Annotated in this window: 20 protein-coding genes; 17 read left to right on the top strand and 3 right to left on the bottom strand. The window is 43.3% G+C overall.

Going from position 1 to position 20,134, the window contains the following annotated elements:
* Nucleotides 1-2: 2 nt before the first annotated feature.
* The 5 genes from NSQ50_RS16175 (at nucleotide 3) to NSQ50_RS16155 (ending at nucleotide 7,684) form a co-directional block, all read left to right on the top strand.
* The gene (locus NSQ50_RS16175; protein WP_036676916.1) at nucleotides 3-1,322 is read left to right on the top strand and encodes an ATP-binding protein; all 1,320 of its coding nucleotides are present in this window, start codon (nucleotides 3-5) and stop codon (nucleotides 1,320-1,322) included.
* Complete coding sequence (locus tag NSQ50_RS16170) at nucleotides 1,319-3,517, top strand: DEAD/DEAH box helicase (RefSeq protein ID WP_076223768.1); 2,199 nt, start codon at nucleotides 1,319-1,321, stop codon at nucleotides 3,515-3,517. The genes NSQ50_RS16175 and NSQ50_RS16170 overlap by 4 nt, the downstream gene beginning before the upstream one ends.
* A gap of 172 nt (nucleotides 3,518-3,689) precedes the next feature.
* On the top strand, nucleotides 3,690-5,360 hold the full coding sequence (locus NSQ50_RS16165) for a spore germination protein (RefSeq protein ID WP_036677387.1): 1,671 nt from the start codon (nucleotides 3,690-3,692) through the stop codon (nucleotides 5,358-5,360).
* Nucleotides 5,361-5,397: 37 nt separating this feature from the next.
* Entirely contained in the window at nucleotides 5,398-6,501 is a 1,104-nt protein-coding gene (locus tag NSQ50_RS16160; protein WP_036676920.1) for a GerAB/ArcD/ProY family transporter, read from the top strand.
* Nucleotides 6,494-7,684, top strand: coding sequence for a Ger(x)C family spore germination protein (locus NSQ50_RS16155; protein WP_036676923.1), 1,191 nt, complete (start codon nucleotides 6,494-6,496; stop codon nucleotides 7,682-7,684). Before NSQ50_RS16160 ends, NSQ50_RS16155 begins: the two co-directional genes overlap by 8 nt.
* 76 nt (nucleotides 7,685-7,760) lie before the next feature.
* Here NSQ50_RS16155 and NSQ50_RS16150 read toward each other — a convergent pair whose 3' ends face one another.
* Entirely contained in the window at nucleotides 7,761-8,069 is a 309-nt protein-coding gene (locus tag NSQ50_RS16150) for a DUF4190 domain-containing protein (RefSeq protein ID WP_036676925.1), read from the bottom strand.
* A gap of 24 nt (nucleotides 8,070-8,093) precedes the next feature.
* Nucleotides 8,094-8,780 (bottom strand): GNAT family N-acetyltransferase, encoded by a 687-nt coding sequence (locus NSQ50_RS16145; protein WP_340949621.1) that lies wholly within the window; start codon nucleotides 8,778-8,780, stop codon nucleotides 8,094-8,096.
* A gap of 280 nt (nucleotides 8,781-9,060) precedes the next feature.
* Between NSQ50_RS16145 and NSQ50_RS16140 the strand changes: the two genes are divergently transcribed.
* Entirely contained in the window at nucleotides 9,061-10,281 is a 1,221-nt protein-coding gene (locus NSQ50_RS16140) for an MFS transporter (RefSeq protein WP_076223762.1), read from the top strand.
* Nucleotides 10,282-10,320: 39 nt separating this feature from the next.
* Complete coding sequence (locus tag NSQ50_RS16135; protein WP_235219390.1) at nucleotides 10,321-10,851, top strand: GrpB family protein; 531 nt, start codon at nucleotides 10,321-10,323, stop codon at nucleotides 10,849-10,851.
* Between the two features lie 10 nt (nucleotides 10,852-10,861).
* On the opposite strand, the gene NSQ50_RS16130 is transcribed toward NSQ50_RS16135, so the two are convergent.
* Nucleotides 10,862-11,725, bottom strand: coding sequence for an AraC family transcriptional regulator (locus tag NSQ50_RS16130; protein WP_076223760.1), 864 nt, complete (start codon nucleotides 11,723-11,725; stop codon nucleotides 10,862-10,864).
* Nucleotides 11,726-11,982: 257 nt separating this feature from the next.
* On the opposite strand from NSQ50_RS16130, the gene NSQ50_RS16125 reads away from it, so the two are divergent.
* From NSQ50_RS16125 to NSQ50_RS16080, 10 genes are all read left to right on the top strand, one after another.
* A complete protein-coding gene (locus tag NSQ50_RS16125) occupies nucleotides 11,983-13,281 on the top strand; it encodes an alpha-glucosidase/alpha-galactosidase (RefSeq protein WP_076223757.1) in 1,299 nt (432 codons plus the stop codon).
* Between the two features lie 181 nt (nucleotides 13,282-13,462).
* Nucleotides 13,463-14,140 (top strand): M99 family carboxypeptidase catalytic domain-containing protein, encoded by a 678-nt coding sequence (locus tag NSQ50_RS16120; protein ID WP_076223755.1) that lies wholly within the window; start codon nucleotides 13,463-13,465, stop codon nucleotides 14,138-14,140.
* 156 nt (nucleotides 14,141-14,296) lie between these two features.
* On the top strand, nucleotides 14,297-14,677 hold the full coding sequence (locus tag NSQ50_RS16115) for a GntR family transcriptional regulator (RefSeq protein WP_042188506.1): 381 nt from the start codon (nucleotides 14,297-14,299) through the stop codon (nucleotides 14,675-14,677).
* Nucleotides 14,674-15,543 (top strand): ABC transporter ATP-binding protein, encoded by an 870-nt coding sequence (locus tag NSQ50_RS16110; RefSeq protein WP_076141281.1) that lies wholly within the window; start codon nucleotides 14,674-14,676, stop codon nucleotides 15,541-15,543. Before NSQ50_RS16115 ends, NSQ50_RS16110 begins: the two co-directional genes overlap by 4 nt.
* Nucleotides 15,536-16,171, top strand: a complete 636-nt coding sequence (locus NSQ50_RS16105; RefSeq protein WP_076106738.1) for an ABC-2 transporter permease — start codon at nucleotides 15,536-15,538, stop codon at nucleotides 16,169-16,171. The genes NSQ50_RS16110 and NSQ50_RS16105 overlap by 8 nt, the downstream gene beginning before the upstream one ends.
* A gap of 17 nt (nucleotides 16,172-16,188) precedes the next feature.
* A complete protein-coding gene (locus NSQ50_RS16100) occupies nucleotides 16,189-16,827 on the top strand; it encodes an ABC-2 transporter permease (protein ID WP_036676948.1) in 639 nt (212 codons plus the stop codon).
* A gap of 81 nt (nucleotides 16,828-16,908) precedes the next feature.
* On the top strand, nucleotides 16,909-18,003 hold the full coding sequence (locus NSQ50_RS16095; protein ID WP_036676951.1) for a HAMP domain-containing sensor histidine kinase: 1,095 nt from the start codon (nucleotides 16,909-16,911) through the stop codon (nucleotides 18,001-18,003).
* A 119-nt stretch (nucleotides 18,004-18,122) separates the two neighbouring features.
* Complete coding sequence (locus tag NSQ50_RS16090; RefSeq protein WP_340949620.1) at nucleotides 18,123-18,611, top strand: MarR family winged helix-turn-helix transcriptional regulator; 489 nt, start codon at nucleotides 18,123-18,125, stop codon at nucleotides 18,609-18,611.
* Between the two features lie 62 nt (nucleotides 18,612-18,673).
* The gene (locus NSQ50_RS16085; protein WP_036676956.1) at nucleotides 18,674-18,886 is read left to right on the top strand and encodes a DUF896 domain-containing protein; all 213 of its coding nucleotides are present in this window, start codon (nucleotides 18,674-18,676) and stop codon (nucleotides 18,884-18,886) included.
* Between the two features lie 279 nt (nucleotides 18,887-19,165).
* Nucleotides 19,166-20,104 (top strand): alpha/beta fold hydrolase, encoded by a 939-nt coding sequence (locus tag NSQ50_RS16080; protein ID WP_076141279.1) that lies wholly within the window; start codon nucleotides 19,166-19,168, stop codon nucleotides 20,102-20,104.
* Nucleotides 20,105-20,134 lie beyond the last annotated feature (30 nt).

The raw sequence follows: 20,134 nt of genomic DNA, 5'->3' as shown, positions 1-20,134 counted from the left end.
GGATGAGTGAATTAAAAATACCTAAACGAATGACAACTGCGCTAGTCAATTCGTTGACGGCTGGTGTTGTTCCGCGTATCGGACTAGAGCATATAGCCGTTGGCCGCCGGCCGGAGATTGAAGCCATATTAAGAGATATGGAGAACATTGCAGAGGGTGGGGCAGCTTTTAAGCTGATTACAGGCAAATTCGGCAGCGGCAAAAGCTTTCTGCTTCAGATGATCCGTAATTACGCGATGGATCGTGATTTTGTAGTAGCAGATGCTGACCTCTCCCCTGAGCGCAGATTAGTGGGAACCAAAGGACAAGGCCTAGCGACTTACCGGGAGTTAATGAGCCATTTATCGACCCGCACACGTCCAGATGGTGGAGCGTTGGAGATCATCCTGCAGAAATGGATTATTACGCTACAGCAGTCCGTGATGCAGGAGAAGGAATATGGACCTGATCACCCTCAGCTTGGTGAAGAAGTAGAGAAGCGAATTTACGCTGTAGCCTCTGAAATGCGTGGTTTGGTGCATGGTTTTGATTTTGCCAAAGTACTCGCCTCTTATTGGAATGCACACAAGCTGGCTGATGATGACCAGAAACAGGATTCGCTTCGCTGGTTGCGTGGAGAATTTGCAACTCGGACAGAAGCCCGCAAAGCGCTTGGAGTTGGCGTGATTATTGATGATGATAATTGGTATGACTATATGAAGCTTTGGGCGGAATTTACCGCGGCTATTGGCTATAAAGGTCTGCTGCTGTTTATTGATGAAGGTGTCAATCTCTATAAAATTACGAACAGTATTTCCCGCCAGAGCAACTATGAAAAGCTGCTTACCATGTTCAATGATACGATGCAGGGGAAGGCAGAGAACCTTGGGATTTTTATAGGGGGAACACCGCAATTTGTGGAAGATGGACGGCGCGGATTATTTAGTTATGAGGCACTGCGATCGAGATTGGTTGCAGGCCGGTACGGGGCGGCGGGTCTGAACAATTATACTGGACCTATCATTGCACTGGACATGTTATCACACGAGGAAATTCTGGTACTGCTGCAAAAGCTTAAAGGGATTCACGCCCTACATTATGGTTATGAAGCGCGTTTATCACAGGAACAATTGGTTCATTTTATGGAGGAAGCGGTTGGAAGATTAGGGGCTGAGGAACTCTTGACTCCACGGGAGGTAGTTCGTGATTTCATGGATCTGCTGCATACGCTCCACCAGCATCCGGAGATTACTTTTGAACAGCTAGTGGGCGAAAAAACAGCTAAGCCAGCTGAGACCGAGCAAAATGAACTGGATGGGTTCTTAGCGGAGTTTGAATTATGAGTGATAATCCGTTCTATAGGCTGGCACCCTTCATTAAAGAGTTTATTTATAAGAACCGCTGGGAGACTTTGCGTGAGGCACAGGTGGATGCCTGCCGTGTGCTTTTTGATACCCCGCATCATCTGCTGATTGCCTCAGGTACCGCTTCAGGTAAGACAGAGGCAGCTTTTTTCCCTGCGCTTACTGAGCTGTATGAACGTCCTTCCGGTTCGGTTGGCATTTTGTATATCGCCCCTTTGAAAGCTTTGATCAACGATCAATTTACACGTTTGAATGATTTGCTTCGCGAAGGCAACATTCCGGTGTGGCACTGGCATGGAGATGTACCACAAGCTGATAAAACAAAACTGGTGCAGAATCCTTCAGGCGTGCTGCAAATCACCCCTGAATCGCTTGAAGGATTGTTGATGAACCGCCCGAATGCTATTCCAGCGTTGTTCCATGATCTACGTTTTATTGTCATTGACGAGGTGCATGCCTTTATGGGAGCTGACCGGGGGATCCAGGTGTTAAGCCAGCTGGCGAGAATTTCACGAATGGCGGGATGCCATCCTCGCAGAATCGGTCTATCTGCTACGCTGAGCGACTACGCTTCTGTCACGGAGTGGCTAGCGGCAGGCACACGGGAGAGCGTTGAAGTGTCCGCTCCACAAGGCGGGCGTAAGCTCAGGTTAAGTGTGGAGCATTTCTCTTTCCCGGATGCACGGGATGAGGTGCAGGCGGAGCATTTAGAACGTGCGAAGCAGTCTTATTACGATTTTATTTATGATCATACGCATCTGAAGAAGGCGTTGATCTTCACCAACAGCCGCTCAGATGCGGAGACGGCGACCCTAGAGATGCGGAGAACGGCCGCGAAGCGTGGTGAACGGGATGTGTTTCACGTTCACCACGGCAGCATCTCCGCGATGCTGCGTGAAGAGACGGAAGCCGCGCTGCGGCAAGGCACCGGACCGGCTGTTGCCGCAGCGACGTTGACGCTGGAGCTGGGCATTGATCTGGGCGAGCTGGAGCGAGTGCTACAGGTCGGCGCTCCCTATAGCTGTGCTAGCTTTGTGCAGCGGTTAGGCCGCTCGGGCAGGCGTGGAGACGATGCATCCGAGATGATCTTTGTCACGCCCGAGGAAGAGGACGAGGAAGCTCAGCTTCCGGCGCGGATGCCGTGGACACTGCTTCGAGCGATAGCGGTTATTGAGCTATATGTGCGCGAGAAATGGGTTGAACCCCTGGTCGTGCGTCAGCTGCCAGTTGGACTGCTATACCATCAGACGATGAGCATTTTGAAAAGTATGGGTGAGGCCGAACCGGATGATTTAAAAGAAGCGGTTCTGAGTTTGCCTTCGTTTAAAACCATAGATCCTACTGATTATGATATTTTCATGACCTATATGTTAGGCATGGGACAAATTGAGAAGATGGACGAAGGCAGCTTGATCATCGGGATGGCGGGAGAGAAGATCGTGAATAACTTCCGCTTCTACGCGGTCTTCAAAGATGATGAAGAGCATGTGGTCTATAACGGAACTGAGGAAATCGGATCGATCACAACGGTTCCACCACCAGGCTACTGTTTTACTCTAGCAGGTAAGCTTTGGAAGGTAGAAGAGGTGGATAATCGCCATAAAGCCGTTTATGTGAAAACCTCACGCGGCAAAGTAGATACGTTGTGGCTTGGTGCGGGTGGGGATGTACATACACGCATCATGAACAAGATCCGTGAAATCTTAGGAGCCACTTCATTGTATCCGTATTTAGCTCCGAGTGCGGCTGCGCGGCTCGAACGAGCTCGTCGTTTAGCGAAGGAAAGCGGAATGCTTGTGCGATCCGTTATGCCGGCGGGTGGAGATTCTATGTTCATTCTGCCCTGGGCGGGCAGTCGACAATTCCGCACGCTGGAGCGCCTTCTGAAGAACAATCTGAAGAGCCCTCTGGGACTGCGTTCTATCGTTCCGATGGAACCTTATTATATGGTTGTTGCGGGTAAAACTGATGCAGAAACGCTGGAAGCAGAGATCATTGCCGAAAGTATGGCTGCCACAGATCCATTATCATTGTTATCACCAGATGAAGCGCCCTACCTCGGAAAATACGATGAGTTCATCCCGCATGAGCTGCTGCGCAAAGCTTTTTCCTTGGATGGATTAGATGTCCCGGGTCTGATTGAAGTTTTAAAGCAGTGGCAGCAACCTAATTAACCTTGAGCAGTAAACACCGAAAATACTCTAAATTGCAGACGCCCGCATAAGCGGGCGTTTTGTTATGTCCGGATCCATGGTGATATATGAACTTTCCTTAAGTTTCAAATGTTGCATAAGAATAGGGTGGAAGGAGAATAGTACTAACAGATTCCTATAGAGGATGATTGCGATGTGGCCTAAAATAGTCTCTTATATTCCGGACTGGACAATTTTTATGCAGGCGGCGATTACGCTGCTCTTTCCCGTAGGGATTTTTTATCTTTACAGGCATTTGTATTTTTATGTTGGAAGCGGACGCTCTAAGGAAACAGAGGCCAAATCACAGGATGCGGAACTGAAGAAGAATGACAATCGGGAAGTAAATCCGCAGCCTCCTGTGTCTACTGCTTTTACTCAGGACTATGATGCCGATCTGACAGCGATAAAAACGGCATTGGGGGAGAACAGTGATGTACATTTTCGTGAATTCTCAGTTAAAGGTATTCAGGCACGTGCCGCATTAGTCTATGTAGAGGGGATGCAGCACGAAGAACTGATCAATCAGCAGGTGCTGCAGAATTTGATGTTTGCCGGCGAAACGCAAGCTTCAGAAGGAATATACAACTACTTGAAACAGAATATGCTCCCGCTAGCTCAGCTCAGTGAAGCCAAGGATTTAGACCAGCTGCAGGAGTTTGTCCTATTCGGATACACTGCGCTGATTGTCGAAGGCATGTGTGAGATGTTGCTGGTGGGTTCTCCGCATGGAGCAGTGCGCTCGATTACTGAGCCGACCTCAGAGGCTTTGCTGCGGGGGCCTCGGATTGGCTTTACCGAGGTGCTCAGTGAGAATACCTCTATGCTGCGGCGCCAAGGGCTTAATAAGAATCTGGAAATGAAAATGGTTGAAGTAGGCAGCGAAATCAAGAAGAACCTGGTTATCGCTTATATGAAAAACATTGTAAATCCTGATCTGCTCCAGGAAGTGAAGGAACGTATCTCCAAAATTGATATGGACTTTATTCTGGAATCCGGCTATGTGGAACAGTTGATCGAGGATGATTATTTAAGCCCGTTTCAGCAGACACAGAATACGGAAAGACCCGATCGGGTAATTGCTTCCTTGTTAGAGGGAAGAGTCGCTATTTTGCTGGATGGCACACCGTTTGCACTCGTTGTTCCAGTGACGTTCAGTATGCTTTTGCAGTCTCCTGAGGATTATTATGAGCGCTGGATTCCGGGTACACTTTTGCGGATACTCCGGTTTTGCGCATCATTTCTGGCTCTGTTGGCTCCGGCGCTGTATATTTCCTTTATCTCCTTTCATCCGGGACTGATTCCTACACAACTGGCGATCTCCATTATCGAAACACGCCAAGGTGTACCCTTTCCTGCATTAATTGAAGTGTTGATTCTGGAAATTTCCATTGAAATCTTGCGTGAAGCTGGAATCCGGCTGCCGAAGCCCATAGGTCCGGCAATGGGGATTGTCGGAGGTCTGATCATTGGAGATGCCGCGGTACAGGCTGGTATTGTGAGTCCGTTTCTGGTAATTGTTGTAGCCGTGACAGCGATCTCTTCGTTTTCCATACCGATGTACAGTGCGGGGATTACTCTCCGGATCTTACGATTCGCAGGCATGTTATTTGCGGCGGTCCTGGGCATGTTCGGAACCATCCTTTTCTTCCTGCTTATTTGCAGTCATCTGACTCGGCTTTCAAGCTTTGGAGTTCCTTACGTCACTCCTATTTCCCCTTTCCGGTTAAGTGACTGGAAGGATTTGTTCGTCCGTGCACCGTTATCAATCATGAAGCGAAGACCGGAGATGCTGAAGACCCAGAAGAAAAAGCGCAGGTCCTAGAGAATGTATTCTTAGCAGGAGCAGAGGGGAGACCACAGTGTTCAAACGAACTGATGACAAGATCACAACCTCGCAGGCTTCCATAATCTTGACCAATTCAATGCTAGGTGCGGGAATTTTGACTTTGCCCAGAAATGTTGTTAAGGCTGTACAGACTCCCGATGCCTGGATTTCAGTAGTGCTGGGAGGTATCACCGTATCTTTGGTGATATTGGTTATGGTGAAGCTTAGCCAGCAATTTCCAGGGAAGACTGTCTTTCAGTATTCTAAAAGAATTGTTGGGAATATTCCAGGCAGTGTAATGAGTACAATATTGATTCTGTACTTTATTGTGATAGCGGGTTTCGAAATCCGCGTTTTGGCGGAAGTAACATTGTTTTTTCTTCTGGAAGGGACACCGATCTGGGCGATTGTGATGCCGTTCATCTGGGTGGGCACTTATTTGGTGTATGGTGGGATTAATTCCATGGCCCGCGTGTTTCAGATTGTATTTCCGATCAGTATTTTTATCCTGATAATTTGTTATATCTTAAGTACCAGAATATTTGATATCCAGCATTTGCGTCCTTTTCTGAGTGAAGGTATGATCCCGGTGATCCGAGGCATGAAGTCGAGCATCCTGATCTTTACCGGTTGTGAGGTTGTGATGACAATGACGGCCTTTATGGAGCATCCACAGCAAGCAGTCAAGGGAATGTTGGTTGGTTTAAGCATACCATTTGTATTATATTTGGTTACTGTTGTAATGGTTATCGGCGGCTTATCTATTAATTCTGTAATCTCCAGCACCTGGCCGACGATAGATTTGGTGCGGAGCTTTGAAATTTCAGGGTTCTTTTTTGAACGATTTGAATTTCCGTTGCTGGTTATCTGGCTGATGCAGATGTTCTGCAATTTTTGCAGCTTTTTCTTTAATGCGTCACTCGGAATCTCCCAGGTGTTTCACCTAAAGATCCATCCGGTTATGTTCGCTTTAATGCCCATCATCTTCATCTGCACGATGATCCCTCAACGCATCAATGATGTCTTCAGTCTTGGTGATGCGATTGGCTATATGGGTGTGCTGATCTTTATATTGCTGCCACTGTTATTGTCGATTGTATTAATCATTAGGAAGAAAGGACTCAAGCAGAATGTTTAGACAGCAGGTTATTCGCTTACTATTGGTATTTATGATTCTGCTTACGCAGTCCGGCTGCTGGAGCAGTAAGGAAATTGAAGACTTGAGTGTTTATACGGGATTGGCGCTTGACAAGGGGGAACCTCAAACAGTCGAAAAGAAATTTGAGGAACTCGGAGGAAGTTACCTTAAGCATAATAAATTGACGGCTACGGTACAAATTGTGCCTGAAAATGTAATTGGAAACTCCGGCAAAGAAGGTGAAACACCCAAAACTCATTTCCATAATATTTCAGAGTCTGGAGATTCCCTGCTTGAAGTATTCCGCCAGATTTCGATCCGCAAGAACCGTCCGATTATAGGCCATCACCTCAAGGTTGTTGTCATATCCGAGAAATTGATACAAGAGGAGAAAATCCGACGGCTAATGGACTTTCTGTTGCGTGATAACGATATTCGCCCTAGCTGCCTCATCTTTCTTAGCCAAGGACGTGCGTCTGATACGCTAAACACGACAGCAGAGGAGGTTCCTTCTTTTCGTCTGGAGGACATGGTCCATAACCACTTCAGGACTAGTAAAGTTATGAAGGGCATAACATTGTCGAATCTAGATGCATTGATGTATTCGAAGCAAAGCTTTGTTTTGCAGAACGTTATTGAGGCAAATGGTGAGGTGGAGTTTTCCGGTGCCGGTATTATCAAGGGAGACACAGGATATTGGATCGGCAATCTGAACCAACAGGATGTGGAGAGTATTGCCTGGATCAAAGGCGATGTTAAAGGCGGGAGCATCAAAACATATGATCAGTCAAACGAAGCAATTACTTATGAGATTAAATCAGTCAAGAGCAAGATTACACTGAAGGAGACTGCTGATGAGAAGTTTTCCTTTCATGTTGCGATTGAGTCTGATGGACGTCTTATTGAGCATTGGGATGATAATGAGCATTCCGCGGAAGTTGCCTATTTCAAAGAATTGGAGAAGATATTCGAGGAGAGATTGACCGAAAAAATTAATGCTCTTATTCACAAAATGCATTCCACCTATAAAGTAGATGTGGCAGGGTTCGGAAATTGGTTCAGCATAGAAAAACCGCAGGTTTGGAAAAAGGTCAAGGATCATTGGGACGAGGAATTTATTCGGATGCCATTAACCTTTGATGTAAAGCTTAAAATCACCGATTTTGGTTCCACGACTGAATGAAGGGTTCACTTGATAAACGTGTTAACTCAAAAAGGATCTCAGCAGCCGATGATGGCTATTGAGATCCTTTTCGTGGTTAGTAAGTAGAAGCTGCAAAAACAAACACAACGACGAATAATATAATAATTGCGTACATCAGCGTGCCCACAATTCCACATACCAGACCTGCAATCGCTAAGCCTTTGCCTTGTTCATAACGATTACGGATTTCCTTCAGCGATAAGGCGGATAGAATAATCGCAATAATTCCTAACAGAAAACCAATATAAGGCACAACAATGGAGAGGATTCCCAAGACAAAACCAGCGATTGATTTGCCATTCGTTGGTGCCGGAGGGGGTGGAGGCTGATAATAGTTCAAATTGTCGTTTGGTGGATAGCTCATTAAAATCACCTCCAATAGAAATTGTTATTGAATGTAGTTAATCCAGTGCTCTAGCTGCACACAAGGGACAAGTCCAATAGATTCAGCTAGACGAATGGACGCTTGATTTCTTTCAAGGACGTGATAGCGTGGAATAAAGCCTCGTTCTAACGTTTCTTGTATGGCTGTGCGAACTACCATTTTCGCGTATCCGTATCTTTGAAATGCTTCTAAAGTATGTACAGCGCCGATTTCCCAAATCTGCTCTTCATTGCGGAACGCTAGGCAGGTACTAACCGGATTGTCGCCCTGAAAGATTGAAACGGAAAACGCTCCTTTTTGGAAATATTCCTCAATTTCTTCCTTATTGTAATGGTTAGCAGCCCAAAGTGGAAGTAGTCTGTCGTCAAATGAATGATTGATTGTTACCTCTTTGTCCTTAACATACCTTAACCCCTCAGTTGTGCTGTAAGAGAAAAACCCCCGAACTTTTTCTAAAGAAAAATGCGCAGACAGTGCCTCTTGGTACTTCACATCCTGTAGTTTAAAAACAAGCTTCGCCTCTGTGGGGAGCAGCGTTAGTAATGCTGGAAATATATCGGGGCAGCTGTAATCCAAAAATACGATGTAATCCGCTTGAGGATATACCCTATGATCATATGCGTATGCTGTGGCTGGAAGAAGTAAAGCAACACCCCACTGCTCACCTTGCTCTACTAGATGTGTTTCCATGACTTCGTGGAAGGAGGTTAACATTTTTAACAAGCTAACATTCTTTAAGGGGTTCTTTTGTAGTTTGTTTATGATTTGTTCGTTCTGGTGCACACCCATCCACTCCTAGCTCAGATTTATATATTTTACTATAAATTGTACTTATGCAGATATTTATATTTTTCCTTTACTAATCATTAATCTATTGAAAAAAGAAGGTTGACAGTGACTGCTATAATATATTAGGGAAAATAAAGCTCGCTGTTTGAAGCAGCATACGTGAACGGAGGCACATAATTTCATGACACAATCTATCACAAGCGCTGCTGTTCGTGTAGGAGGAGGTCTATCTAAGCAATTCATCCTAATTCTAGCCATTGCATCAGGGCTAAGCGTGGCAAATATGTATTATAATCAGCCGCTCCTGGCTGAGATAGGACGCACATTTAATGCTTCCTCTAACGCAGTGGGATATGTATCGATGCTTACTCAAATCGGCTACGCGCTGGGAATGTTATTTTTTGTTCCACTAGGTGACATTCGTGAACGCAGAACACTGATATCCGGACTTCTTATTGCTGTATCACTGTCCCTAATTGGTTTCGCTACCGCACAAAACCTCACTTGGATGTATATCGCCAGCTTTGCTATCGGCATAACTACGGTGGTGCCGCAGGTCATCATTCCTCTCTCGGCTGAGTTAGCTTTACCGGAGGAGCGGGGGAAGGTTATAGGTACAGTAATGAGCGGATTGTTTTTTGGTATTCTGCTAGCAAGAACAATATCCGGAATTATAGGGGATATGTTCGGCTGGAGAGCGATGTACTGGATTGCCGCAGTAGTTATGTTATTGCTATCCCTTATTCTTTATCGGCTAATCCCGGCAACGAAACCAGACAATAATTCTTCGTACTCCGATCTGCTGAAATCAATGGGGCAACTGATTCGCAGATATTCGACGCTTCGTGAGTCATCTTTAATTGGGGCTTGCATGTTTGGCGGCTTCAGTGTGTTCTGGACTTCTCTAGCTTTCTTTCTGGAAGGAGAACCTTATCACTACAGTAGCTCAATCACAGGATTGTTTGGTCTTATTGGTGTAGCAGGTGCTGCTGGTGCTCCATTTATCGGGAGGTTAGCAGACAGAATTGCTCCCAAAAAGATTGTAGGGATCCTACTGTTAATTACATTGATTGCTTACGGATTTTTTGGTTTAGCCGGATTTACAATCTGGAGTTTGATTGCAGGAGTTATTATTCTGGATCTTGGGGTACAGGGATCACAGGTCAGTAACCAAACACGGATATATGCACTTGAACCAGCGGCTCGCAGTCGTATAAATACTGTTTTTATGGTCAGCACTTTTACAGGTGGAGCGATTGGATCCACGCTGGGAAGTTTTGCATGGCAGCATTGGGGCTGGAGTGGCGTCTGCTTAATGGGGGGAACGCTTGTTGTAGCCGCTCTATGCATATGGATAGTCTATAGAGTGATCGAGAAAGAGGATATACCGGAGATTAGCTAGAAACGTATTATATTACCTTTTATTATACCCGGGAGGTGTTTGATCATCGCTGAGAAGACGAAAGTTATAGAGGTTGTCCCGTATAACCCAGAGTGGAAGGCAGAATTCAATAGATTAAAAGAACAGCTCTTATCTTATGTCGGAGATCTTATTATTTCTATCGAGCATGTGGGCAGTACTTCCATTGAAGGGCTGGCTGCTAAACCTATCATCGACCTAGATCTTGTGATGGAAAGCTACGATGTACTCCCACAAATCATCGAACGTTTACAACAGCGTGGTTATGAACACCAAGGGAACTTGGGAATAGAGGGCAGAGAAGCGTTTCAAAGACTTCAGGATGACGGGTTTATGAAATATCATCTGTATGTTTGCCCTAAGGATGGAAAAGGCTACTTGGAGCATATCGCTTTCAGAGACTATCTGCGATCGAATACAGCAGCGCGTCAAGCGTATGCAGAGGTCAAGCAGCGCCTGGCAGAACAACATCGTTATGACATTGATGCTTATTGTGAAGGAAAGACAACGTTTGTTACCTCTATTTTATCTAAAGCCATGAAAGAAACGTAAGTAATATCAATCACTTGCCCGTTCGAAGATGATTTCGAAATTCACTGGGAGACATGCCGCTCCACTTACGGAACTGCTTGGAGAAGTATAACGCGTCATTGAAACCGACCGAAGAGGAGATCTGGTCGATGGTCAGCGTTCCTCCTAGCAGTTTTTTTGCTTTATCCATCCGAACCTTTAATAAATATTGTTTGGGAGACATGCCGATCTTTTGTTTAAAGACTTTAGAGAGGTGTGCTCTATGATAGCCAAGGGAGGATGCCATATGGTCGATACTGATCTGTTGATGAAACTGTAGAGAAATCCAACGGATCGCTTGATCGATCTGGCGGTCGATAACATCCGGTAATTCTATCGATTGAGAGGGTAGCGAACTTATGTTCGCAACGCCGAATTTGTGCACTAGCAGCCGCAGCCAACCCGAAGCTTCTAAGCTCTCCAGTCGAGGATAAGCAGATTGCTGAAAGGATAAACGAATATGTTCATATATCTTATGTATCTCTATTAGGTTATCTAAGTGGACTATTGGATTGTCCCTTGTAATTCCAACTTCCTGTAGTAGCTGTTCAACCGCTTCCCCTTGTAAGGCCACCCATACATATGTCCACGGATGTTCCATGTCTGCCTGATAGCTAAATAACGCCCCCGGAAAAATAACAAAGGTATCCCCCTTACCACATCCCTGCGAATTACTACCACTTTGAAAAACACCTTCACCATCAATTACTGTATGAATGAGATAGTAATCATGAACAGAGGGACCCATTTTATGTCCAGGAACGGGTTTGCCTTCTCCGCTGAATAATACAGATAGGTCATGATCATCGGGAGCCAGATTAAACCCTGCTGTAAAATGATAATGCTCTGAAGCCATTCACTTAGAACCTCCCTAAGATTGCCTTTATAATACATTTAGATTATAGGATTGAATACACGAATGCAACAAACATCCATATATCTCTTGTATTTCTCCATACTCATTGGGACCGCTCTCATTTATAGTGATTAGTGAAGAGAGCAGACGGTTATGATCTGACATCCTAGTGTTTATAAGGGAATTATAGTTTACTCCTCTCCATAAAACTGCGATGTCGACACCGTTCACCTCACCTATAAGGAGGAATATTTCACATGTCTAAAATTACATTTATCGGAGCGGGCAGTACCGTATTTGCCAAAAACGTGTTGGGAGATTGTATGAGAACGCCAGCCCTGCAAGGGTTTGAACTTGCCCTGTATGATATTGATCTACAACGCCTTAAAGACTCCGAGAATATGCTAAATAATATAAAAGAGAGCAGCGGCAGCACTTGTGTTGTGAAATCCTATACGGATCGTAAAGAAGCTTTGCGTGGAGCTAAATATGTCATTAATGCAATCCAAGTGGGAGGTTACGATCCTTGCACCATCACAGATTTTGAAATTCCGAAGAAATATGGCTTGCGGCAAACGATTGCGGATACGGTTGGCATAGGCGGGATTTTCCGTAACCTGCGTACTATTCCAGTGATGCTGGACTTTGCTGCGGATGTACGGGAGGTTTGTCCGGACGCACTCTTTATGAATTATACTAATCCTATGGCAGTTCTGACCAATGTGATGAATACCTATGGCGGTGTAAAGACGGTTGGATTATGCCATAGTGTGCAGCATTGTATTCCGGGCTTGTTCGAGCATCTGGGTATGGATCAGACAGGTGTTCAGGCTAAGATCGCTGGGATTAACCATATGGCTTGGTTATTGGAGGTTACTAAAGACGGCGAGGATTTGTATCCGGAAATTAAACGCCGTGCCGCTGAGAAGCAACAAGAACATCACGGAGACATGGTCCGTTATGAAATGATGCTTAAATTTGGTTACTACATTACGGAATCTTCGGAACATAACGCAGAATACCATCCTTATTTTATCAAACGTAATTACCCTGAGCTTATCGAACGGTTTCAAATTCCACTCGACGAGTATCCACGCCGCTGTGTAGATCAAATTGAACGTTGGCAACAAATGCGGGAAGAATTGGTTAATAACAAAGAACTTAAACATGAACGTTCGCATGAATATGCGTCTTATATCATGGAAGCCATCGAAACTAATGTGCCTTTCAAAATAGGTGGCAATGTTATGAATACAGGTCTTATCACCAATTTGCCAAAAGAAGCATGTGTAGAGGTCCCTTGTATAGTAGATAGAAGCGGAGTAACTCCGACCTACGTGGGAGATCTGCCTCCGCAGTGCGCCGCACTAAATCGTACAAACATCAATACACAACTGTTAACGATCGAAGCGGCCATTACCCATAAGAAAGAGCATATCTATCACGCCGCAATGCTTGATCCACATACAGCAGCTGAATTGTCGATGGATGACATTACAAATATGTGCGACGAGCTGATCACAGCCCATGGAGACTGGCTCCCGGCGTATAAATAAATTAACTAGTTAGGACTAAGGAAGCCTGAGAAATCAGGCTTTTTTTGAATATATTTCTACGAGAAACGATTGTTATCTTTAAAAAAAGACAACGTCGTTTCTTCTTGCTTATCTGTCTAGGACAACTGGGGTATATCGGAATACACATATATGGATTATCTAAATGTGGAGGTGATCCTTTATGATCGTTGAAAGCTATACCTTAGCATCGTCCACAGCTTTTGCTACCCCTTATTATGTGATTAGAGGTGAGCTTCCTGGTCCTGTCTTTATGGTGGTGTCGGGGATACATGGGAATGAGACAGGAAGTATTCGTGCCGCACAGATCATTGTAGAACGTTTTAACCAGAGAAGGTTGTATATACACCGGGGCACGATCATTGTAGTTCCTCTATTGAATCAAAAAGCTTACCGCAAACGGATCAGAGGTGTACCTGATTTAAATCGCACCTTTCCACGTTCTAGCAAAACAGCGGCAAAACATCCATTAGCTTCAGCTTTGCTACAGCTAGTACTAAGATATCGTCCCACCTGGTTTCTGGACCTTCATGAAGCAAATGGGTTGTCACAAAAAAATCCTAAGCGACTTGGTCAGTCGATCATCGTCACTCCGGGAAGCCGAGGAATAGGTACAGCAAAACGTGTCATCAAAGGCATTAATCGAACGATTCCCAAAACCGCTTATCATTTTAATATCCGTTTACGGGAGCGCCCCGGCTCCTCAAGGGCAGCCGTTACCCGTATATTAGGAGCTAAAGCATTTACTGTGGAAACCTGCTGGAGCCTTGATCGTGACCTACGGATTCGCTATCAGATAGATATTGTTAGCCGTTTTTTAAAAAGTGCTGGATTATTGTGATGAAGAAAATATCTGATAACTATGTAAGCTGGTTCTTAGATCCTAGGAATCAGCTTTTTTGCTTGTACAAGAAAGGTAATTGACAACAATGGGTATAGTGTATATATTACATATATACATTGATAACACATAAACTAGGAGTGAGGGCACGATTCCATGAACATATTGATATCCAACACTTCCGGTGAACCCATCTATGCACAGATTGTCAGCCAGATCCGCCAGATGATTCTGCAAGGAGAGTTAGTGTCTGGCACCCCATTACCTTCTATCCGGCTATTAGCCAAAGAGCTGCAGATAAGCGTAATTACAACGAAACGAGCCTATGAAGAACTGGAGAGAGAAGGGCTTATCAATTCAATTGTGGGGAAAGGTTCCTTTGTTTCTGGTGCAGATCAGGAGTTTATTCGGGAACAACGGCTACGGATTATGGAGAACAAAATGAAGGAGATTATCGACGAGAGTAAAATGCTGGGGATTGATTTTGCTGAGTTTAGTGAGATGTTGAAATTGCTTTATGAGGAGGAGACAGAATGAAAGAAGTCATTCAATTGGACCAAATTTCTAAAAAATATGGCCATTTTAGCCTATGCGAACTTACGTTCGGTATCAAAGAAGGGTATATCACGGGGCTAATTGGACCGAATGGGGCAGGGAAAACAACATTAATTAAAATGATGATGGGGATGGTGTTTCCTGATCACGGCAGCGTCAAGATTTTTGATCAAGAGATGTCTATCCATGAAGCAGAGAATAAGGATCGGATTGGCTATGTCTCCGATGAGAATTACTTTTACGATCAATTAACCATCGATCAGATGAGTAAGATTATTGCTCCTTTTTATAGTCGTTGGGATCAAGAAACGTATAGGAAATACATAGAGATGTTCAAGCTTTCCCCGCGGAAAAAGATTAAGGAGCTCTCCAAAGGAATGAAAATGAAGTATTCGCTCGCTATTGCCTTATCACATGGTGCAGATCTGCTCATTATGGATGAACCTACTGCAGGACTTGATCCTATATTCCGAAGAGAGTTGCTTGATTTGCTTAGTGAGCATATCCAGGATGAGAAGAAGTCTATTCTTTTTTCAACGCATAATACGACTGATTTGGACCGGATCGCAGACTATATTGTTTTTGTGAATGAAGGGCGCCTAGTATTTAATGAAATGAAAGAATCTCTAGCCAACAAATACATGCTGGTAAAAGGCAATAAAGAGTTGCTTGATCGGGATGTACGAAAATGGTTCATCGGGCTTAGAGAGACGGAAGTTGGTTTCGAGGGTCTTCTGAACAATCGCTCTGAGGGGGAACACTTCTTTAGGGGTCATGCCATATGCGAAACACCTACTCTGGAAGAAATCATGTATTTTACGGTAAAGGGAAACACTTTGTATGTTTAATCTCTTTTTGCTGATTCGAAAAGACTTTATTCTCCTGCGGAATTTTATCCCTATATTTCTCTTGAGTATCTTGTTTATCGCATATGTTCAACTGGATAACTCCAGCATGTTTGCTACATTTCAATCTTTACTGTTGCTCGTATACTCCTGTTCTATGGATGCACAGAATAACAACACAAAGTTTGTTATAGGGTTGCCAGTAAGACGGCAAGAGATTATCTTGGCTAAATACTTATCACTTGTTCCTTATTGTTTCATCGGTTTGGTTTGCTCTTTAGCTTTGTTACTAATTTCCTTTTCATTTGGATATTCCATTAGCCCGTTTTATTGGATAGGGGTATCTTTAACATTACTGATGATTCCTTTGACTGCGTCTATTTATCTGCCGATTCATTATTGGCTTGGTTCCAAAAACTATTACTTCAATATCCTTTTTAATGTAGTAATAACGATTACCACCCTAAACACTGGATCTTCACTCTCAAATTCATCCTTTTTCTTAACAATTACCCATTTAAAGCTGCAGGATCATCTGGTGCCGATTGGTTTGACAGGGATTGTTTATCTATTCATATTGTACTGCTCTTATAGGATTTCACTACGATTGTTTAGCAAGGAAGAGTTATAAGCTAAGGAGGACGTAAAGTGTATAAATCATTTTTTTTAATTCAAAAAGACTTCATTCTTTTGCGTAAATTTCTGATGCTGCTAATCCCTTTCTTTATTTTCATAGCATACTCAAACTATCATAGCTTCAGTTTATTTACGGTAATGCCACCTATGCTGTTATTGATAAGCTCCTGTTCAATGGATACTCAGCAGATGACGCAACGGTTTCTCGTTAATCTCCCTGTACGGAGACAAGAGCTTGTCCGTGCCAAATATTTTTCGATCCTTCCGTTTGCTCTTGTCGGGCTGGCAGCAACGGCCTTTACCTATCTCCTGATTGTTGTGACAGGTAAAGCCGTAACCCCTCATTTTTGGCAAGAGGTTGGTATTACGATATCCATTTTCCCTCTCCTTGCGATGCTTTATTTACCGATTCATTACTGGTTAGGGGCAAAGGGGGCACAAGTGGTTAATCTTGTATTTATGATGATTGTTATGTTTGGCCCGAACGTGTTTAGCTTTTTGATCCAGTGGATACCTGATGTGAACAGATGGCTAAGTTTTGGAGTGAAAGGTACGGTCATTCCCTTTATAATCCTAGGGCTGGCTTATATATTCTTGCTTAGCTGTTCATATATCATTTCTCTGCGGATTTTTGTGCGGAAAGATCTTTAATTCGAAGGATTTGAGATTTTGAATGAATTCATATACCATTGTCACTACAAAGATAAATAGTAGGGGAAGGGTATACAACCAATGCCTAAAATGATTTATAGCTTTCGTACAAAAATGATTATGCTGCTGATGGCCAGTATGCTTGTATCCGGTGGAATTACCTTTTCAATCTATAAAATTCTGCAGAGATATTATCGATCAGAGGTCTTATTAGAAAATCCATTGACTAAAGTTCGCTACTTGATGCGGGATATCGGTGATGTTAATGCGTTTTTGATTATCTTCATTCCTTTGGCCATCTTATTCTTTTTTATATTTACTAAACCATATGCAAATTATTTCAAGGAAATCTCGAAAGGGATCCATCAGCTGGCGTCGGGTGATTTCTCGGAGCGGGTGGATATCCCTTCTAAAGATGAATTCGGCCTTATTGGCCATGATATCAATCTGGCTATTGATCATCTTCAGGAAGCTATTGAGCGGGGAGACTTTGCGGAGAGCAGTAAAGATCAACTTGTGTTAAATCTGGCACATGATCTGCGTACTCCACTTACCTCAGTTATAGGTTATTTGGATTTTATCCTTAAGGACAATGAATTAACGCCAGAACAGACCAGACATTACACAACGATTGCTTATACTAAATCTCAACGTTTGGAAAAATTAATTGATGAGCTATTTGAAATTACAAGAATGAACTACGGTAAGCTTACGCTTGAGAAAACCTCGATCGACCTTAGTGAGCTTCTTTTACAATTAAATGAAGAGTTATATCCCGTTTTTGAGAAAAATGGTCTTACTTCCCGCTTGGATGTAACCCAACCTCTGAAGATAGAGGGTGACGGTGAGCTGCTGGCACGTGTATTTGAGAATCTTCTCACTAACGCAGCGCGATACGGAAGCGACGGTCAATTTATTGATATTCATGGGTATTTAGAAGAAAACGAAGTCGTTATTGAGATTATTAACTATGGAGATTGTATTGATCCGGAAGAGCTGCCGCGTATTTTTGATATGTTCTACACCGGGGATCGAGCGCGAACGCATCCCACAGGGAGTACGGGACTGGGCTTATTTATCACTAAAAACATTGTGGAACAACATGCTGGAACAGTTTCTGCACAAAGCAGTGTAGTGCGGACGATGTTTGAAGTGCGGCTTCCACAAAATAATTGAGAACGAAGTCAAGTGTTGACTGGGCAGGAGTAAAAAAACAAGATCTACGTGATCTTGTGGTTTTACTCCTTTTTTAATGGTTTGGTCAGCAGACAGGATGAACGTTACCGGACATTTATTTGAAATTTTTAATAAATCGTGATATTATTAGCTTGCTAAGTAATTTGTATGGCAGTACGGAGGAAATATCTGTGATAGAAGATGAGATAAGGGAACTACTGGATAGAATATCAGCGGAAATGCGTAGAGATTATGCAGAGCTGCTTAGAGAACTTAATCTTCATGTGGGTCAAGAACAGTTATTATGCCGGTTATGGAGAACAGATGGAATGACACAGATACAGCTAAGTGAACGCTTGAATTGTGAGCCTCCAACCATAACGAATATGGTGAAATCTCTTGAAAATCATGGGTTTGTTGTTCGAAAAAGAGATCCTGAAGATGGCAGAGTTAGCCGAGTGTATCTAACCCCAGCCGGACGTAATCTCTGCGAACCTGTGGAACAGATCTGGAACAAACAGCTGAATAAATTACTAGCCGGAATTATACCTGAAGAACGTTTATTATTAAGAAGACTTATGAAACAAATGGCTGATAATTTAGCTTGAATCTGGAACTAATCGCCATAACCGTTAGTAAGCTAATTAAAACTAAGAAAAGAGGAACATAGATGATTACAAGTTTGACTCGCATCAATGAATTAGCTAAGAAAGAACGTGAAGTAGGTCTGACACAAGGCGAATGGGTTGAACAGATCGCTTTGCGTGAAGACTACCTGCGTGAAATTCGTGGACAAGTTCGTAATAGTCTTTCTGGAGTGACAATTTTAGATCCGGATGGAAACGATGTAACCCCTGAGAAGCTTCGTGCAGCGCGTAAATAATCAATGAACTAATAAGTGGAAACTACACCTTTAGATAACGTTAGATTAGCCTATGGTTAATCGACGGATAACTAAAGGTGTTTTTTTGTTATTCCAATCTTAACAGAAGCTTAAATCGTTATCATTAGGGGCTGTTGAAAGTTAAGAATCAATTAAACTTGCGTTACACAGGATCTAAGACTGGATTGATAGAATGGAATAGACAAAAGATAAGGGATAACAAGAAGGGGTGCAGAAGTTGGAGAAACTAAAAGAAACATCAAGGAAGGAAATGAAAGTATGAAGAAAACATTATTAATTTTACTTAAAGTAATAGTCGCTATAGTCCTCCTCCTAGCACTTTTTCTGGTCATCGTTTTTACAGTCAATGTGATCAGCAATAAAGTGGAGAAAGGAAAAATAGAACCCTATGGTCAGCTTGTACCTGTCGACGGGAAAAAGATGAATGTAACCATACAAGGGCAAGGCAAGGAAACGGTCGTGTTACTCCCAGGGTTTGGAACCGCATCACCCGTAATTGATTTCAAACCACTTGTAGATGAACTGACTCCTTTCTATAAAGTTGTAGTAGTTGAGCCGTTTGGTTATGGACTAAGTGATGTCACCACAAAAGAACGAACGGTCGACAATATAGTGAGTGAGCTTCATGAAGCTTTACAAGAATTAAAGATAGATCGTTATATTCTGATGGGACACTCTATAGCAGGAATTTACGGACTGGACTATGTGAACAAATACGAAAACGAAGTTAGTGCATTCGTAGGCATCGACAGCAGCGTACCCACACAAGGGGGCAACGATGAAGAATTTCCATCAGGAACCTATAAGCTGCTTAAAAAATCAGGATTTATGCGATTGCTGGTAAAACTCAACCCGGCCCAAATCGTTCCACCAAGTGATGATGAGGAAACTAAAGAACAAAATAGAATGATTTCACTTAAAAACATGATGAATCCTAATATCATCAGCGAAGCAGAGCATTTTAAAAGCAATTTCAAAGCCACGGAAACATTAAATTTCCCTAAAGATCTTCCTGTTATTTTCTTCCTAGTGAAAGACAATACGGATGTTCCAGGCTGGGAATCCCTGCATAAAGAACAGATTAAAGACTCCTTACACGGGAAATTGATGTTGCTTGATGGGGAGCATTATTTGCACCATACCCGATCTAAAGACATTGTCGAGAACTTTAGAAGCTTTCTGGGAGAGATAAAGTAAAAATGAATGAGAAAAGCCTGCTAATACAGG

This window comes from Paenibacillus sp. FSL R10-2788 (assembly GCF_038003885.1).
Taxonomy (GTDB): domain Bacteria; phylum Bacillota; class Bacilli; order Paenibacillales; family Paenibacillaceae; genus Paenibacillus_AQ; species Paenibacillus_AQ odorifer.
The sequence above is the reverse complement of the archived record's forward strand: the minus strand, read 5'-3'. Positions and strand labels throughout refer to the sequence as shown.

Bases quoted from the DNA above. Each gene is read 5' to 3' on its own strand.
- NSQ50_RS16175 (WP_036676916.1), top strand. From the start codon at position 3: ATGAGTGAATTAAAAATACCTAAACGAATGACAACTGCGCTAGTCAAT.
- NSQ50_RS16170 (WP_076223768.1), top strand. From the start codon at position 1,319: ATGAGTGATAATCCGTTCTATAGGCTGGCACCCTTCATTAAAGAGTTT.
- NSQ50_RS16165 (WP_036677387.1), top strand. From the start codon at position 3,690: ATGTGGCCTAAAATAGTCTCTTATATTCCGGACTGGACAATTTTTATG.
- NSQ50_RS16155 (WP_036676923.1), top strand. From the start codon at position 6,494: ATGTTTAGACAGCAGGTTATTCGCTTACTATTGGTATTTATGATTCTG.
- NSQ50_RS16150 (WP_036676925.1), bottom strand. From the start codon at position 8,069: ATGAGCTATCCACCAAACGACAATTTGAACTATTATCAGCCTCCACCC.
- NSQ50_RS16145 (WP_340949621.1), bottom strand. From the start codon at position 8,780: ATGGAAACACATCTAGTAGAGCAAGGTGAGCAGTGGGGTGTTGCTTTA.
- NSQ50_RS16140 (WP_076223762.1), top strand. From the start codon at position 9,061: ATGACACAATCTATCACAAGCGCTGCTGTTCGTGTAGGAGGAGGTCTA.
- NSQ50_RS16130 (WP_076223760.1), bottom strand. From the start codon at position 11,725: ATGGCTTCAGAGCATTATCATTTTACAGCAGGGTTTAATCTGGCTCCC.
- NSQ50_RS16125 (WP_076223757.1), top strand. From the start codon at position 11,983: ATGTCTAAAATTACATTTATCGGAGCGGGCAGTACCGTATTTGCCAAA.
- NSQ50_RS16120 (WP_076223755.1), top strand. From the start codon at position 13,463: ATGATCGTTGAAAGCTATACCTTAGCATCGTCCACAGCTTTTGCTACC.
- NSQ50_RS16115 (WP_042188506.1), top strand. From the start codon at position 14,297: ATGAACATATTGATATCCAACACTTCCGGTGAACCCATCTATGCACAG.
- NSQ50_RS16110 (WP_076141281.1), top strand. From the start codon at position 14,674: ATGAAAGAAGTCATTCAATTGGACCAAATTTCTAAAAAATATGGCCAT.
- NSQ50_RS16105 (WP_076106738.1), top strand. From the start codon at position 15,536: ATGTTTAATCTCTTTTTGCTGATTCGAAAAGACTTTATTCTCCTGCGG.
- NSQ50_RS16095 (WP_036676951.1), top strand. From the start codon at position 16,909: ATGCCTAAAATGATTTATAGCTTTCGTACAAAAATGATTATGCTGCTG.
- NSQ50_RS16085 (WP_036676956.1), top strand. From the start codon at position 18,674: ATGATTACAAGTTTGACTCGCATCAATGAATTAGCTAAGAAAGAACGT.
- NSQ50_RS16080 (WP_076141279.1), top strand. From the start codon at position 19,166: ATGAAGAAAACATTATTAATTTTACTTAAAGTAATAGTCGCTATAGTC.